Genomic DNA, 15,950 nt, shown 5'->3' on the forward strand with positions numbered 1-15,950 from the left:
AGGAACAGCCATGAGCCAAAATGCGTACAAAGATGCATTCAAAACCCTGAAAGATTTCAAAATTTCAGACACCAAGAAAGGCAAGTTCTTTTCTTTGCCCGCACTGGAAAAAAATCTCGGTGTAAAAATCTCCCGCCTGCCAGTTTCCATTCGCGTGGTTCTGGAATCGGTATTGCGTAACTGCGACGGCAAAAAAGTGACTGAAGAACACGTCAAGCAATTGGCAAACTGGAGCGCAACTGCCGCGCGTACCGATGAAATTCCTTTCGTCGTTTCCCGCGTTGTATTGCAAGATTTTACCGGCGTACCTTTGCTGGCCGATCTGGCTGCCATGCGCAACGTCGCCGCCAAACAAGGCAAAAATCCAAAGAATATCGAACCGCTGGTTCCAGTTGATCTGGTGGTTGATCACTCCGTGCAGATCGATCATTTCCGCGAAAAGAAAGCGCTGGACCTGAACATGAAACTGGAATTCCAACGCAATAACGAGCGTTACCAGTTCATGAAATGGGGCATGCAGGCATTTGATACTTTTGGCGTTGTTCCTCCAGGCTTTGGTATCGTCCATCAGGTTAACCTGGAATACCTGGCACGCGGCGTACACAAGATCAAAGATGCGAAGAAAAACGAAGTTTACTATCCTGACACACTGGTAGGTACTGATTCCCACACCACCATGATCAACGGTATCGGCGTCGTCGGCTGGGGCGTGGGCGGTATTGAAGCTGAAGCTGGCATGCTGGGTCAGCCTGTCTACTTCCTGACACCTGACGTAGTCGGTGTCAACCTGACTGGCGCATTGCGCGAAGGTTGTACCGCAACGGATCTGGTCCTGACCATCACAGAATTACTGCGCAAAGCCAAGGTTGTTGGCAAGTTTGTCGAATTCTTCGGCGAAGGCACACGTTCTCTGTCACTGACAGACCGCGCCACTATCGCCAACATGGCACCGGAATACGGCGCGACCATGGGCTTCTTCCCGGTTGATGAAGCAACAATCGACTACTTCAAAGGCACAGGCCGTACCAAGGCAGAAATCGATGCATTCGAAGGCTATTTCAAAGCCCAGAAAATGTTCGGCATCCCTGCCGCTGGCGACATCGATTACACGACAGAAATCTCCCTCGATCTGTCCACAGTTGCACCTTCCCTGGCTGGCCCTAAACGCCCACAGGATCGTATCGAAATCGGCAACGTCAAATCCACTTTCGCCGACCTGTTCGCGAAGCCAACGTCCGAAAATGGCTTCAACAAGAAGGCAGAAGATCTGGATGCGGTTTACACCAACAGTGATGGCGTCAAAGTCAAAAACGGTGATGTACTGATCGCTGCAATTACTTCCTGCACCAACACGTCCAACCCTAGCGTCCTGCTGGCAGCCGGCTTGCTGGCCAAGAAAGCCGTAGAAGCTGGTTTGAAAGTGGCGCCACACATCAAGACTTCGCTGGCCCCTGGCTCGCGCGTTGTTACCAAATACCTGGAAGCAGCAGGCTTGCTGCCTTACCTGGAAAAACTTGGTTTCGGCGTCACTGCCTACGGCTGCACAACCTGTATCGGTAATGCCGGTGACCTGACGCCAGCGATGAATGAAGCGATTGTTGCCAACGACATCGTGGCATCCGCCGTCTTGTCTGGTAACCGTAACTTTGAAGCGCGTATTCACCCGAATATCCGTTCCAACTTCCTGGCATCCCCTCCACTGGTCGTGGCTTACGCCATCGCTGGCAATATGACCAGGGATTTGATGACAGAACCAGTTGGTCGCGTCAAAGGCAAAGATATTTTCCTGGGTGACATCTGGCCTACCAGCGCCGAAATCAACAAGCTGATGAAGTTTGCGATGAATTCCAAGACCTTCAAGGAAAACTACGCCGACGTTAAAGGTGCACCTGGCAAATTGTGGGAAAACATCCAGGGCGTCGCTGAAGGCGAAGTCTACAACTGGCCTACTTCCACCTACATCGCTGAGCCACCATTCTTTGCTGACTTCACGATGGAACCAAAAGCAGCCGCAACCGGCATTAGTGGCGCGCGCGCATTGGGCGTGTTTGGTGATTCCATCACAACGGATCACATCTCCCCGGCCGGTTCGATCAAAGAATCCAGCCCTGCAGGTAAATGGCTGAAAGAAAACGGCGTTCTGAAGGCTGATTTCAATTCCTACGGCTCACGTCGTGGCAACCATGAAATCATGATGCGCGGCACATTTGCCAACGTGCGTATCAAAAACCTGATGATCCCTGCGAAAGAAGACGGCTCCCGCGTTGAAGGCGGCGAAACCCTGTTCCAGCCAACCGGCGAACCTATGGCAATTTACGATGCAGCGATGAAATACATTGCTGACGGCGTACCTACCATGATTTTCGGCGGCGAAGAATACGGTACAGGCTCTTCCCGTGACTGGGCAGCAAAAGGTACGCAATTGCTGGGTGTCAAAGCTGTCATCGCCCGTTCTTTTGAGCGTATCCATCGCTCCAATCTGGTTGGCATGGGCGTATTGCCACTGCAATTCCTTGGCACCGACAGTGTTGACAGCCTGGGTATCACAGGTACTGAATCTTACGACCTGAAAGGCATAGAAGATGAAATCAAGCCACAGCAAGAAGTGACTCTGGTCATCAACCGTGCCAATGGCGACAAACAGGAAGTCAAAGTCCTGTTGCGCATCGATACACCTATCGAAGTTGACTACTACAAACATGGCGGCATCCTGCCATTCGTATTGCGTCAATTGCTGGCTGCTTAAGTTGTAGATTTATTCCCCTCCAGGGGATAAGGGAAAGAGTGAATTTCTTTGGAAATTCACTCTTTTTTCTTTTGTGGAATGGCGATGCAAGAATGACGTAAGCATGAAGATTTATGCTGGCTGCATCTTATAAGCACAACCCTGGAGACAATTATGTGGAAAATTCTCGTCGGCTTTATTATTTTTGCAGCTGCTGCCCTGTTCGTGATTTTCAAAGCAGGTGACAAAGTGGATATGCAAGGTGAAGCTGCTGGACAAAACCCGACAGAAGTACATTCAGCTTCAGCCAGTGCGTCGGCAAGTGCGCCAGATGCTGTGATACCTGCCGCAGCATCGAATGCTGCAACACCTGCATCCGATGCTACAACCAGTAGCGCAAGCAAATAACACTGGCAATAAGTCTGCCCTGCAAAGAACGGATCGCCCTGCAGTCCGTTCTGACCATCCAGGTATCAAGCCAACTGTGCCAATGCCTGTTCGATATCAGCAATCAGGTCTGCGGTATCTTCCAGCCCGATATTGAAACGCACCAGTATGCCTTTATGTGGCCAGTGTTGACGCATCTGCCCGATGCGATACGGCACACATAAACTATGCGCCCCACCCCAGCTATAACCGATTTGAAAAAGCTTCAGGCTATCGACAAAACGATCCGTTTGTTCTTCTGTGTATTTTTCATCAAATAGAACTGAGAACAAGCCGCCCGCACCAGTAAAATCGCGCTTCCAGATTTCATGGCCCGGACTACCCGGTAGTGCCGGATGCAATATCTTGCTGATTTCTGGACGGTTGTTTAACCATGTAGCGACCTGACGTGCACTGTGATCATGCGCCTGAAAACGCAGTTGCAGCGTTGGCAGATTACGCAGGACCAGATAAACATCATCCATACCCACACCAAAACCCAGGCGCATGTGCGCCGTCTGCAAACGCATATTCAAGGTCTGGTCACGAGTAATTACTGCCCCCATCAACACATCTGAACCACCACTCTGGTATTTGGTCAGCGCCTGCATGATGATATCTACGCCATGCTCAAACGCAGGAAAAGCGATTCCGCCAGACCAGGTATTGTCCAACGCAACCAGCACGCCACGCGCGTGGGCTGCGGCACAAATCGCTGGCACGTCTGGCACTTCCATGGAAACCGACCCCGGTGCCTCAGCCCAGATCAATCTGGTGTTGTCACGAATCAGTGCGGCAATTCCAGCCTCAATCAAAGGGTCGTAATAACTGACACTGATGCCGAAACTGCGAGACAACCAGTCTGCCAGTTCACGATTCGGGCTATACACGTTATCGGGTATAAGGACATGATCGCCGTTTTCCAGAAAAGCCATATTGATCAGCGTGATGGCAGCCAGCCCACTGGGTGTCAACAGGCAATGTTTACCCTGCTCTATTTCAGCCAGCCTGGCTTCCAGCGTGAAGCTGGTTGGCGTGCCATGCAAACCATAGGTGTAAGCAGATTTATCCTGCCAATCCCTGGAACGCATAGCAGCTACATCTTTGAACAATACCGTGGATGCATGATGTATGGCGACGGGAAGCGCAGAAAAACCAGCTGGTGCGACATATTCACTGTGGATGACGCTGGTATTAAATCCGGATCCTAGTTTACTGTTTTCTGACATGCTGATTCCTGATTCGTAAGCACTTAAAATATGTTTATTGCTTGAGATACATGTTAGCGCAGAAGCGATATTCACACTGTGGTCAACATGGCAGCAACAATTAAAAAAGGTACTTTATGGGACCACTTTATTACGCGCGCCTTCCAAGTATTTTTATGTCATGCTTTAACCATAACCATTCACAGTAGTAACAAGTAATGGCTATTTTCTCGAGAGTTCGTTGATCATTTCACTTTCTGTCAATCTGATATTGCTGACTACCCCATCATCAAGCAAAATTTTCCTGGCTATAAGATCATTACCAGGAGCCAGAATCGTAAAATGTGTCGCTCCTTTTACAGGCAGAAATTGAATATATGGATTACTGGATTTGCTGCGCATCAATTCCAAAGAATCGATATTGCCATCTACTCCCTCAATAATAAATAAAGGGCTCTGGACAGACGGCAGCCAGTAATACGGTGCACGCGTTACCTGTTCCGCATAACTCATCCTGTCGAAATTGACAGGTATCAAGTTTCCGTAGGAGCGCAAATTAGCTACTGGACCAAATGAAAAGACTGCTCTGAATCGCTTACTGGCTTCGGCTGTCATTAATACCAGGGTACCTCCTGTACTGTGGCCACCAAGATAAATTCGCGCCGGATCAACCCAGGGCTGTTGAACCAGATAATCTGCCGCCGCCAACACATCATCGATCTCACCAAAGTGAGCTTCATGCTTGCCCGGATTGTCATTACCACCACGCAGAGTTGGAAACATCATCACGATACCGGCTTTGCGATAGGCTGCAGCAGATTGATCATTTGATCTAGGCTTGGCCTTGGACAAAGTTGTTCCATCAATTGAATTACTATCCCCTCCAGTAATCCAGATAATGGCTGGATGCTTTTTCCCGTCTTTCGGATCTGAAGTCAATAACGCGACAAGCGGTCCCACTGCAGATCGATAGTGTACCGACTGAAATACATTGTCCGGCGAGTTTCCTGCGGGGCTACGATCATCACCTTCATAGCTCACCTTGGTCTTGAACTGCTTGCGAAAAGTCCCAAAAGATGCAGGATTTGGCGCGTTATCAGCAACTGCAAACTGACAAACCAAGACCGACAACAAAACAAGTGCACAGAATTTTCGTATCGTAAGCATTTTTAACGAGCGGTGAAAAAATAATGTCCAGATTTTAACATTTGAAACTTAACGACGAATAAGAAAAAAACACAAAGAATCTGTTGAGAGTTTAAATTCTCCGACATGGTCATTTTTTTTTTGAAAACATCAAGGGATGAATAGCAATGTTAACGCAGAACTGGGGCATTATGCTTCATGAATTCACCAGTCAGCATGATCGGTACCCGATCTGACAGTGATCATCAGATGGGTTACAGTTTTGCCTGTACCCAAAATAGGACGATGAATATCACTACCGACTTGATGAGGTCAGTGCATTATGAAGACAAAGGCAAATCAGTATACGTATGCAAAAACTCCGAGTAGCAACTTTCCAGCGCCACCCCTTATTCGATGACATCACCGGCACCCTTGATCGCCTGCAAGATGATGTGGCCTGGTGTGAAAACCAGGGTGTGGAATTGGCCGTATTTCCTGAGTGTTATTTGCAGGGATACACCAGCGATCAGCAGACGATCGCCCGCAGGGCCATGGCTGTTGACAGTCCCTCATTCAATGACATCCTGACGATGTTGTCCCCTTTTTCCACTGATGTGATTATTGGTTTTGTCGAGCAAGGCAAAGACGGTTTTTATAACTCTGCAGCCCTTGTCAGTAAAGGTGAGCTGCGCGGCATCTACTCCAAGAACCATCCGCAAGAACAGGCTTTTTTACCAGGCCTTGATGCACCAGTTTTCCAGAAATCAGATTTTTTGTTTGGCATCAATATCTGTTTTGACGCCAATTTTCCTGATTGTGCAAAACGACTCAGCGCACAAGGTGCCCGCCTGATCTGCTACCCGCTCAATAATATGCTTGCCGCCGCAACCGCTGACAAATGGCGGCATAAAAGTGTGGAAAATTTGTGCAAGAGAGCCATAGAGACGGCTTGCTGGGTCGTTTCGTCAGATGTTGTCGGCGCATCTGGTGACAAGCTTAGCCATGGCTGCACATGCATCGTCAGCCCGCAAGGCGAGATAGTCGCTCGCGTGACAGAAGGAGTTGAGGGTGTAGTGGTTTTTGACGTTGGATAAGCCGGGTCAGTCAGACTACGACCACGGCCATGGCCCGAGCCCGGCAATTTACTTGACTGGCTTGCCTTGCGGCTGTGCCGTTTTATTTTTTCTGACTTTTGCAGGCGAGACCAGCTCCAGCACAAAATCCTTGCTGACTTTGCCATCATCCGATTGCCAAACGCCGCGTATGACATCGTCCTTCAGCTCACCATCCCACTGGCCAGACACGTCAACACCATCTTCAGATTCTTCCATGCTGAGTTTATTGCCGCTGATTTCACCGGCAAGCAAAATCTTATTGCCATGATTGCGCTTGCCACCGGCAACGATATAGTTACCCTCAACACTATCCCTGTCTTCTGGTTTGGGCTGTATATGCATCGTCACCCTGTCGTCACCCAACTTGCCACGCAACTCTACCGGTTTGGCAAACTGCGGATTCGACATTGGTGCAAATGGCTGGGCTTGCACTGGCAAACCCAAAATACCCATCAGCACAACTGGCAACAGCACTTTCAACACTGGCATGACCCGCATCAGACAGCCTCACCCCACAAGTCATGGGCATCTGCGGCGGTAATGGTGACATCGACGAATTCTCCGACCTTCAGCTTGCGATGTGGCTCGAACGGTGGCTTAACATAAACGACGCCATCAATTTCAGGTGCATCGGCGGAACTACGGCCGACACCACCACTACGATCCAGTGAATCGATCAGCACGCGCATGGTTTTACCGACTTTGGCCTGCAGGCGTTTTTGGGATATGCCTTCCTGCAATTCCATGACGCGGCGGCGGCGGTCTTCGCGCACGTCGTCCGGCAATTGATTGGCGATTTCATTTGCCGTTGCGCCTTCGACAGGTGAATAGGCAAAACAACCCAGGCGGTCTATCTCTGCTTCTCTCAGAAAATCCAGCAGGTATTCAAACTCTTCTTCCGTCTCACCGGGGAAACCGGCGATAAAGGTGGAACGTATCGTGATTTCCGGGCACATCTCACGCCATGCCTTGATGCGTTCAATATTTTTCTCACCACTGGCTGGGCGCTTCATGCGCTTCAACACATCCGGGTGGGCATGCTGCAAAGGCACGTCCAAGTATGGCAATACATGGCCATTGTTCATGAACGGGATGATCTGATCCACATGCGGGTAGGGATAGACATAGTGCAGACGCACCCAGGCATCATATTGCTTGGCCAGTTCACCCAAAGCTTCAACCAATTGCGTCATATGGGTTTTGACAGGTTTGCCATTCCAGAAACCCATACGGAACTTGATATCCACGCCATAGGCGCTGGTATCCTGAGAAATCACCAACAATTCTTTGACGCCCGCCTTGAACAGGTTTTCTGCTTCCAGCATGACATCGGCAATCGGACGCGATACCAGATCGCCGCGCATGGATGGGATAATGCAGAAACTGCAGCGGTGGTTACAGCCTTCCGATATTTTCAGGTAGGCAAAATGCTTGGGAGTCAGTTTGACCCCTTGGGCTGGCACCAGATCAAAGAAAGGCTCATGTGGTTTCGGCAAATGTTTGTGCACTGCCGCCATGACTTCGCCAACGGCGTGCGGGCCGGTGACTTCCAGTACCTTGGGATGGATGGACTGTATCATGTCCTTGCCGTCTGCGTCTTTCTTGGCACCCAGACAACCGGTCACAATCACTTTGCCGTTTTCAGCCAGCGCCTCACCAATTGCATCCAGCGATTCCTGCACGGCGGCATCAATAAAACCACAGGTATTGACGATGACCAGATCAGCGCCATCATAAGATTTGGCGGTGTCATAGCCTTCGGCACGCAGTTGTGTAAGGATTTGTTCTGAGTCGACCAGCGCTTTCGGGCAACCGAGAGAGACAAAGCCGACCTTGGGTGCACTGGCAGGTTCCTGACGACGAATTTCAATGATAGACATAACGGGTACTTAAATAGCAAAAAGGGTACAAAAGCGAATCCGCTATTGTACCCTTTGCCATCTCTCCTTGCCGCATGATTGGCAATTTTCCTGAAAAATCAGGGGCTTAAGTGAGATTATCTAAATATATAATTTACTTTTTATTCACATCTTCCGGATTAAACGGGAAGACATTGAACATATTTTTGGCCTGGCTTTGCATTTGCTCTTGCATTTGCACAAACAGATTCTTGCTCTGTTCTATGTAATTACCCATCATGCCCTGCATCATCGGCCCCTGTACATTCATGAACTGGGTCCACATTTCAGGGCTGAAGGGCTTACCTTCATAAATACCTTTTGAGTTTTCCGCCAGCTTGTTCTGGATATCGATAAATGCCTGGACATTTTTCTCCAGATAATTGCCCATCATGCCCTGCATGGCATGTCCGTAATAACGGATGATTTGCGACAGGACGACACTAGAAAACATCGGGGTTCCACCCGCCTCTTCTTCCAGAATGATTTGCAACAGAATGCTGCGTGTCAAATCTTCGCCGGTTTTGGCATCGACCACCGCGAAATCATCGCTTTCCAGTACGAACTGCTTCACGTCAACCAGTGTGATGTAGCTGCTGGTCTGCGTGTCATACAGACGGCGATTCGGGTATTTTTTGATCAGATGCTGTGTTGATTTTTTTGCGCTATTCATTGAAATCTCAGTTAATCACTTCGATATCCAGCCACACCCAGGAAGGTTTTTCACAAGAGTGGCGCAGACTAATTCACGCAAACAAGACTCCAGATTGATGGTAGCCACTCAGTAGCCACGATCTGAAACCATGTTTGTCCCCTTTATTATTGCATCTTTTAAATTGCGACTTGCAAAATATATGCCCATCGAAATCTTGCGACCTGATGGGCATATTTTACCGCACTGCGGCAGAAAGACGGCAATAAGAGAACTAAAAAGCCAATTTAAAACTGTTTACTCTAAATAATTTCCCTTGTTGTGCATTATTGGGCATCAGCCCATATGCAAGCCACCGTTGATAGAGAAGTCTGAACCTGTGGCATAACCACCTTCATCCGAAGCAATCCAGGCAACAATGGAGGCGATTTCTTCTGGCTCAGCCAAACGCTTGACCGGAATACCGGCAACAATCTTTTCCAGCACATCAGGGCGTATGGCTTTAACCATATCGGTACCGACATAACCAGGCGATACGGTATTGACGGTAACACCTTTGGTGGCAACCTCTTGTGCCAGCGCCATACTAAAGCCATGGATACCAGCTTTTGCCGTCGAATAATTGGTCTGACCGAACTGCCCCTTTTGGCCATTGACGGAAGAAATATTGATGATACGACCCCAACCACGGTCTACCATGCCATCAATAACCTGCTTGGTGACGTTGAACAGGGAATTCAGATTGGTATCCATAACGGCATCCCAATCACCCTTGCTCATCTTGCGGAACTGGCCATCACGGGTAATACCTGCATTGTTGACCAGCACATCCACTTCGCCAATTTCTGCCTTAACCTTGTCGAATGCTGCCTTGGTGGACTCCCAGTCAGACACATTGCCTTCAGACGCATGAATATCCAGGCCTTCGGCACGCATATCAGCCAACCATTTCTCTCTACGGGCAGAATTCGGACCACAACCAGCCACTACAATATATCCATCTCTGCACAGACGACGACAAATTGGTGTTCCGATACCACCCATACCACCAGTTACATACGCTACACGTTTTGACATGTTTGTTCTCCCGATTAAAATTTTATATTAACAACAACAAAAACGATCAATCTGCTCTTACTTTGACATAACGTCCCGGTGCCACTTCAATGGCCGGGAAGTCCGGGCTACCAGATTTGACTGGTGCCTTGACCATTTTTCCACCATGCTCTTTAAGGAAATCAGCCCATTCCGGCCACCAACTGCCCGGGTGCTCGGTCGCACCTGAAAACCACTTATCTGCATCCAGACCGGTCTGTTCATTGGTCCAGTAACTTCTTTTCTTTTTCGCCGGAGGATTGACCACACCAGCAATATGACCCGACGCCCCCAACAAGAAGCGGTTTCTGTTTTTGTGACGTGGATTCAGCAGGCCGGTTGACGCATATGCTGCCTGCCAGGGGACGATATGATCTTCACGTGAGCCGTATATAAAGGTTGGGGCATCGATTTTGCCCAGGTCAACCTTGCTTCCCGCCACAGTCAGTGCACCTGGCTGCCTGAGTTTGTTTTCCAGGTAGGTATTGCGCAGATACCAGCAAAACATCGGACCCGGTAAATTGGTGCTGTCCGCATTCCAGTACAAAAGGTCAAATGGAGGTGGTGCCTCACCTTTGAGATAATTCGACTGTACATAATTCCAGACCAGATCGTTCGCGCGCAGACTGGAGAAAGTGCTGGCCAGATCACGCCCTGGCAATAGCCCACGCTGACCTATGGTCTGTTCGCGCATCTTGACCTGCATTTCATCGACAAACACATCCAGCACGCCTGTCTGCGAAAAATCCAGCAAGGTCGTCAACAAGGTCAGGCTGGCAGCAGGATGCTCTCCTCTGTCCGCAAGAACAGACAAGGCAGTAGAAATAATGGTGCCGCCTACGCAAAAGCCAAATGCATTGATTTTGTCTTGCTTGCTGATTTCCCGCACCACGCTGATGGCTTTGATGGCACCGTCTTCGATGTAATCATCCCAGGTAACTTCTGCCATGCTTTCATCCGGATTGGCCCAGGACACCAGGAATACAGTGTGTCCTTGCTCAACCGCATAATGCACGACGGAATTTTCTGGCTGCAGGTCCAGGATGTAGAATTTATTGATACAAGGTGGCACCATCAGCAAGGGGCGCTGATGCACAGTCTTGGTAGCCGGCTGATATTGTATTAGCTGAAACAGCTTATTTTCAAACACTACCGTGCCAGCTGAAGTCGCCACATTTTTGCCGACTTCAAAGGCAGATTCGTCGGTTTGCGAAATTCTGCCCTTTTGCATGTCTGCCAGCATCTGGCTGATACCTTTGGCCAGGCTCTCGCCTTTGCTCTCGATCAGCTTGCTTTGTGCTTCGGGATTAGTCACCAGGAAATTGGCGGGTGACATGGCATCAATCATTTGCTGCACTGCAAAACCGATTTTTTGTTTTGTCTTGACAGGAGCCTGCACAGCCTCTGCCAATGCCATTAAAAACCGCGCATTTAACAGGTAAGACGCTGCACTATAAGAATGCATGGCATGATTGTGCCAGTCTGGCGCAGCAAAACGTCGGTCCTTCAGGTCCGGTAATTTGGACAGGGAGAAATCTTGCCATAACTGGGCCAGCTCTTGCATGTACTCGCTTTGCAGGCGAGTCATGGTGGTTGGTTCTATCTGCGCACCCAGTTCCTTGAGCATATCCCCGGAGGGCATTTGCATTTGGTTCAAGGGAGAGGCCGGTAACATCCAGTCCTGCCAATTTTTTTGATTCACTAGCTGTGACATCCACTCGGAGTACATAGCTTGAGGATCGAAAGTCTTCATGCGTGCCTCCTGTTTTTCGCGTATTGTTTCGAAATAATTTTAAGCTTTCCGTTTTGCTTGCGCTTATTTTCGGGACAACCCCGAATCCTTTTATACTTGCCCGGCCATCCCCCATTTTTGCAGTAAGGTTTGTATGTATATTGTTGCTATCGCCTGGATTTACGTCGTTCTCATGATGTCCATAACAGAGCATTCCGTCATCGCCGGCATCATGACTTTTCTGCTGTATTGCGTTTTTCCTTTAACAATAGTTTTATACCTGATGCGCACACCACAACGCAAGCGTGAGCGACTGGAAAAACAAGCTGCACTGCAAAAACAAAGTGCCATAAACACCGCCGATCAGGACATCAATGTGCCGGATAGACCCGATCAGACAGCCTGAATTAAGAGCGCTCAATCCAGATCAGGCTTGCCATGCGACCGCAGATGCCGTCCCGCCGGTAAGAATAAAACTGCTGTTTTTCGCGTACTGTGCAACGCTCTCCGCCACTGACACGACTCACGCCTGCATCACCTAGCAATTTTCTTGCCAATCCATACATATCTGCCAGATATTTATCCTGCCCATTTACAGCTGCTTTGGACTGAAAATAAAGACTGACATCATCAACCTGCGGCAAAAAGGCTTGCAACACGTCGCTACCTACTTCAAATTCAGCCGGACCTATGGCCGGCCCCAGCCACGCCAGCACTTCCCCTGCCCCGGCTTCTTGCATGCCGCGCACAGTGTTTTGCAAAACACCTGCTGCCAGGCCACGCCAGCCGGCATGGGCGGCAGCAACTACCGCCCCATTCACATCAGTAAATAAGACGGGCAAGCAATCTGCCGTCAATACTGCACACACCATATTACTTTTTGAGGAGAATACAGCGTCCGCGCTGACGGCACCATGCTGGTTATTGCGTAGCATAGCGGCATCAACAGCGATATTGCCATGCACTTGTGATAAGAATATGACATCAGAAGGTAATTGCCGGTTTAATTTATCCCGATTCTGTTTGACGGCCATCACATCGTCACCGACATGATCACCGAGATTCAATCCGGAAATGCCCGTGACATCGCCATACGCACCAATGCTACTGCCTCCCTGACGCAAGGTAGTCATGGCACGCACATTGGCAGGAACACCCTGCCAGTCTGGCAATAACACCGGAAATGACAACTTTTGCGCCCATTTACCTGGATCGGTACTCATGCGAGTTGAATACCCGCCTGTTTCAGCAGGTCAGAGAAATCATCTGCCAGACTGACTTCCCATTCAACATGCTTGCCAGTTTTGGGGTGAGTCAAGCCCAGCTTCCTGGCCTGCAGAGCCTGGCGTGGGAAAAAACGCGCAAGATGCTGCTTGCCGTATAGGGTATCACCCACCAGAGGAAAGCCAATGGATTGCATATGTACGCGAATCTGGTGAGTACGGCCTGTTTCCAGTTGACAGGCAACCAGACTGACCGGAAATTTTTCCAGCATACCGGCCGCGACGCGCTGGAAATGTGTGACTGCAGGTTTAGCGATGATGCTTTGAGAAACTGCCATTTTGATACGGTCGCGCGGATGTCTGGCCATAGGCGCATCCACAGTGCCCGACAAATTCGGCGTCCCCCATACCAAGGCATAGTATTCGCGTTTGACGGTACGGTCTTGCAACTGCCGCACCAGTTCTGTGTGGGCAACCAGGGTTTTGGCAACCACCATCAGGCCCGAGGTATCCTTGTCCAGCCTGTGCACAATGCCAGCACGCGGTACGCCCAGCAAGGCTGGCCAGCGATACAACAAGCCATTCAACAGGGTACCGGACCAGTTGCCAGCTGCCGGGTGCACCACCATACCCGCCGGTTTATTGATCACCAGCACGTGTTCGTCTTCAAAAACAACGTTCAGGGGAATGTCTTCGGGCGCGTACGCCCCTTCATCCGGCGCGGCCTGTGGCTGAATGACGATGCGCTCATCCCCCAGCATGGTCATTTTTCCACGTCCGGGCTTGCCATCAACGCTGACAAAGCCGTTTTCTATCCATTGCGAGATACGGCTACGGGAATATTGCGGAACCAGTTTGGACAAAGTCTTGTCCAAACGCTCACCACAGGCTTCCGATGTGAGCTTTAATTCTATATTTTCGACAGCTGGCGAAAAATCTTCGTCCACTTCGGTGGTATCGTTCAGCTCTTCAAATTCAGTCTCCAGGTCGGAATCTGACAAAATCACTGTAGTAGTTGGTTTCACATTTTTTGCCATCGGCTATAATCCGTAAATTGTTTTCATGCTCACGCACAAATTTATGCACATTAAATCTTTGAAATTGCTTGTTCTGGCTGTGGCCGCGTCCTTAAGTTTAAGCGGCTGCGGGGTGTTTGGCGACAAAGGCGATGAGACCAGAACCTGGTCAGCATCAAAATTATACGCTGAAGCAAAAGACGAAATGTCTAGTGGGGGCTACGAAAAGGCAATTCAGTACTTTGAAAAACTGGAATCACGCTTCCCTTTTGGCACTTATGCGCAACAGGCTCAGATCGAAACAGCCTATGCTTACTATAAACAAGGCGACCAGGCACAAGCCCTGGCCGCAGTGGAACGCTTTATCAAACTCCACCCAAATCATAGTCATGTTGACTACATGTACTACTTACGTGGTGTGATCAACTTCAATGATCAGGTTGGTTTGTTCAATTTTCTTGCCAATCAAGACATTACTGAGCGCGATCCGAAAGCTTCACGCGACTCTTTTGATGCCTTCAAGCAACTAGCTGTTCAATTCCCAGACAGTAAATATACGCCTGATGCCATCTTGCGTATGAAATATCTGGTCAATGCCCTGGCTCAGTATGATGTCCACGTAGCGCGCTATTACCTGCGTCGCGGCGCTTATCTGGCGGCAGCCAACCGCGCGCAAGCAGCAATCAAGGAATATCCGGACGCACCGGCGATTGAAGAAGCCATGTTCATTTTGATCCGTTCTTATGACGCCATGGGCCTGGTTGATTTGCGCAATGATGCCAATCGTGTGTTCACGCAAAATTTCCCGAAAAGCGACTATTTGGCAGGTAAAGGCCGTGGCCGTGATGCCTGGTGGAAGTTCTGGTAAGCTGATCATCTGAACAAACAGCCTCTGACAACCCTCACGGGTTACAGAGGCTATTTTATTTGCGGTGCTTAATCGTCGACCATTTTGCGGCGGAATACCCAATTATTGTCAGTCGATTCTTCTTCACAGTAAGCATAGCCTTCTTCATTAAAGGCTTTGACATTCTCGACGCGTCGTACACTATGCTGGGCACAATACCGTGCCATCAAGCCCCGGGCCCGCTTAGCGTAAAAGGAAATGATTTTGTACTGACCATTTTTCCAGTCCTGGAATACAGGTGAAATGGTGTTTGCGTCCAGTACAGCAGGCCTGACCACCTTAAAATACTCGTCAGATGCCAGATTCAGCAAAGTTTTAGATTTTTGTTGCCGCATCGCCTCATTCAGCAACTGACTGACTTTGTCACCCCAAAACGCGTAAAGGTTCTTGCCAAGATGATTTACCAGGGAAGTTCCCATTTCCAGTCGATATGGCTGCAACACATCAAAAGGACGTAATGCCCCATATAGTCCAGACAAGACATACAGATGATTTTGCAAATATTTGACGTGACTTGCCGTCAGGCTACGGACATCCAGGCCTTCGTAGACATCCCCGTTAAAAGCAAAAATGGCTTGCTTGCCCTGCCCCGGTGCCGGATCTCGCTGCCAGGCGGCAAACCTGTCAACATTGAGTTGAGCCAGTGCCGGCGAGATATCCATCAGATCAGCCAGTTGTGCGGGGGAATAGCGCTTCGCAATTCCAATTAATTCTTCAGCTTCATCCAGAAAATGCGGTGTGCTGAAAGTTCTGGTTTTCACCCTGCTGTCAAAATCCAGACTTTTGGCTGGCGATATTACAATGAGCATAAATAAATTTCAAATT

The 15,950-nt window shown here is 49.4% G+C and carries 15 protein-coding genes; 5 read left to right on the forward strand and 10 right to left on the reverse strand.

Translation table 11 applies throughout. The features are described from left to right. Nucleotides 1–10 precede the first annotated feature (10 nt). Both acnA and AC1RVX_RS04605 read left to right on the forward strand, forming a co-directional pair. Nucleotides 11–2,746, forward strand: a complete 2,736-nt coding sequence (gene acnA / locus AC1RVX_RS04600; protein ID WP_493215402.1) for an aconitate hydratase AcnA — start codon at nt 11–13, stop codon at nt 2,744–2,746. A 153-nt stretch (nt 2,747–2,899) separates the two neighbouring features. Further along, the gene (locus AC1RVX_RS04605) at nt 2,900–3,133 is read left to right on the forward strand and encodes a hypothetical protein (RefSeq protein WP_493215403.1); all 234 of its coding nucleotides are present in this window, start codon (nt 2,900–2,902) and stop codon (nt 3,131–3,133) included. 65 nt (nt 3,134–3,198) lie between these two features. Here AC1RVX_RS04605 and AC1RVX_RS04610 read toward each other — a convergent pair whose 3' ends face one another. Together AC1RVX_RS04610 and AC1RVX_RS04615 are read right to left on the reverse strand one after the other, a co-directional pair. Further along, nucleotides 3,199–4,380 carry a cystathionine beta-lyase gene (locus tag AC1RVX_RS04610; RefSeq protein WP_493215404.1) on the reverse strand — a complete coding sequence of 394 codons (1,182 nt, stop codon included), beginning with the start codon at nt 4,378–4,380 and terminating at the stop codon, nt 3,199–3,201. A gap of 201 nt (nt 4,381–4,581) precedes the next feature. Continuing rightward, nucleotides 4,582–5,526 carry an alpha/beta hydrolase family protein gene (locus tag AC1RVX_RS04615; protein ID WP_493215405.1) on the reverse strand — a complete coding sequence of 315 codons (945 nt, stop codon included), beginning with the start codon at nt 5,524–5,526 and terminating at the stop codon, nt 4,582–4,584. 329 nt (nt 5,527–5,855) lie between these two features. On the opposite strand from AC1RVX_RS04615, the gene AC1RVX_RS04620 reads away from it, so the two are divergent. Further along, nucleotides 5,856–6,581, forward strand: coding sequence for a carbon-nitrogen hydrolase family protein (locus AC1RVX_RS04620; protein WP_493215406.1), 726 nt, complete (start codon nt 5,856–5,858; stop codon nt 6,579–6,581). Between the two features lie 48 nt (nt 6,582–6,629). On the opposite strand, the gene AC1RVX_RS04625 is transcribed toward AC1RVX_RS04620, so the two are convergent. From AC1RVX_RS04625 to phaC, 5 genes are all read right to left on the reverse strand, one after another. Then, complete coding sequence (locus tag AC1RVX_RS04625) at nt 6,630–7,091, reverse strand: hypothetical protein (RefSeq protein WP_493215407.1); 462 nt, start codon at nt 7,089–7,091, stop codon at nt 6,630–6,632. An 8-nt stretch (nt 7,092–7,099) separates the two neighbouring features. After that, nucleotides 7,100–8,482 carry a 30S ribosomal protein S12 methylthiotransferase RimO gene (rimO, locus tag AC1RVX_RS04630; RefSeq protein ID WP_493215408.1) on the reverse strand — a complete coding sequence of 461 codons (1,383 nt, stop codon included), beginning with the start codon at nt 8,480–8,482 and terminating at the stop codon, nt 7,100–7,102. A 133-nt stretch (nt 8,483–8,615) separates the two neighbouring features. After that, entirely contained in the window at nt 8,616–9,173 is a 558-nt protein-coding gene (gene phaR / locus AC1RVX_RS04635; RefSeq protein ID WP_493215409.1) for a polyhydroxyalkanoate synthesis repressor PhaR, read from the reverse strand. A gap of 315 nt (nt 9,174–9,488) precedes the next feature. Further along, entirely contained in the window at nt 9,489–10,229 is a 741-nt protein-coding gene (locus AC1RVX_RS04640; RefSeq protein WP_493215410.1) for a 3-ketoacyl-ACP reductase, read from the reverse strand. Nucleotides 10,230–10,275: 46 nt separating this feature from the next. Beyond that, a complete protein-coding gene (gene phaC / locus AC1RVX_RS04645; RefSeq protein WP_493215411.1) occupies nt 10,276–12,000 on the reverse strand; it encodes a class I poly(R)-hydroxyalkanoic acid synthase in 1,725 nt (574 codons plus the stop codon). Nucleotides 12,001–12,133: 133 nt separating this feature from the next. Between phaC and AC1RVX_RS04650 the strand changes: the two genes are divergently transcribed. Beyond that, entirely contained in the window at nt 12,134–12,385 is a 252-nt protein-coding gene (locus AC1RVX_RS04650) for a hypothetical protein (RefSeq protein ID WP_493215412.1), read from the forward strand. Between the two features lies 1 nt (nt 12,386). On the opposite strand, the gene pgeF is transcribed toward AC1RVX_RS04650, so the two are convergent. Together pgeF and AC1RVX_RS04660 are read right to left on the reverse strand one after the other, a co-directional pair. Beyond that, nucleotides 12,387–13,202 carry a peptidoglycan editing factor PgeF gene (gene pgeF / locus AC1RVX_RS04655; RefSeq protein ID WP_493215413.1) on the reverse strand — a complete coding sequence of 272 codons (816 nt, stop codon included), beginning with the start codon at nt 13,200–13,202 and terminating at the stop codon, nt 12,387–12,389. Continuing rightward, nucleotides 13,199–14,239 carry an RluA family pseudouridine synthase gene (locus tag AC1RVX_RS04660; protein WP_493215414.1) on the reverse strand — a complete coding sequence of 347 codons (1,041 nt, stop codon included), beginning with the start codon at nt 14,237–14,239 and terminating at the stop codon, nt 13,199–13,201. Before AC1RVX_RS04660 ends, pgeF begins: the two co-directional genes overlap by 4 nt. A 43-nt stretch (nt 14,240–14,282) precedes the next feature. Here AC1RVX_RS04660 and AC1RVX_RS04665 point away from each other — a divergent pair, with 43 nt between their 5' ends. Then, entirely contained in the window at nt 14,283–15,086 is an 804-nt protein-coding gene (locus AC1RVX_RS04665) for an outer membrane protein assembly factor BamD (protein ID WP_493215415.1), read from the forward strand. A 68-nt stretch (nt 15,087–15,154) separates the two neighbouring features. On the opposite strand, the gene yaaA is transcribed toward AC1RVX_RS04665, so the two are convergent. Further along, nucleotides 15,155–15,934 (reverse strand): peroxide stress protein YaaA, encoded by a 780-nt coding sequence (gene yaaA, locus AC1RVX_RS04670; protein WP_493215416.1) that lies wholly within the window; start codon nt 15,932–15,934, stop codon nt 15,155–15,157. Between the last annotated feature and the right edge of the window lie 16 nt (nt 15,935–15,950).

The organism is Undibacterium sp. GW821-FHT11B02 (genome assembly GCF_058808955.1).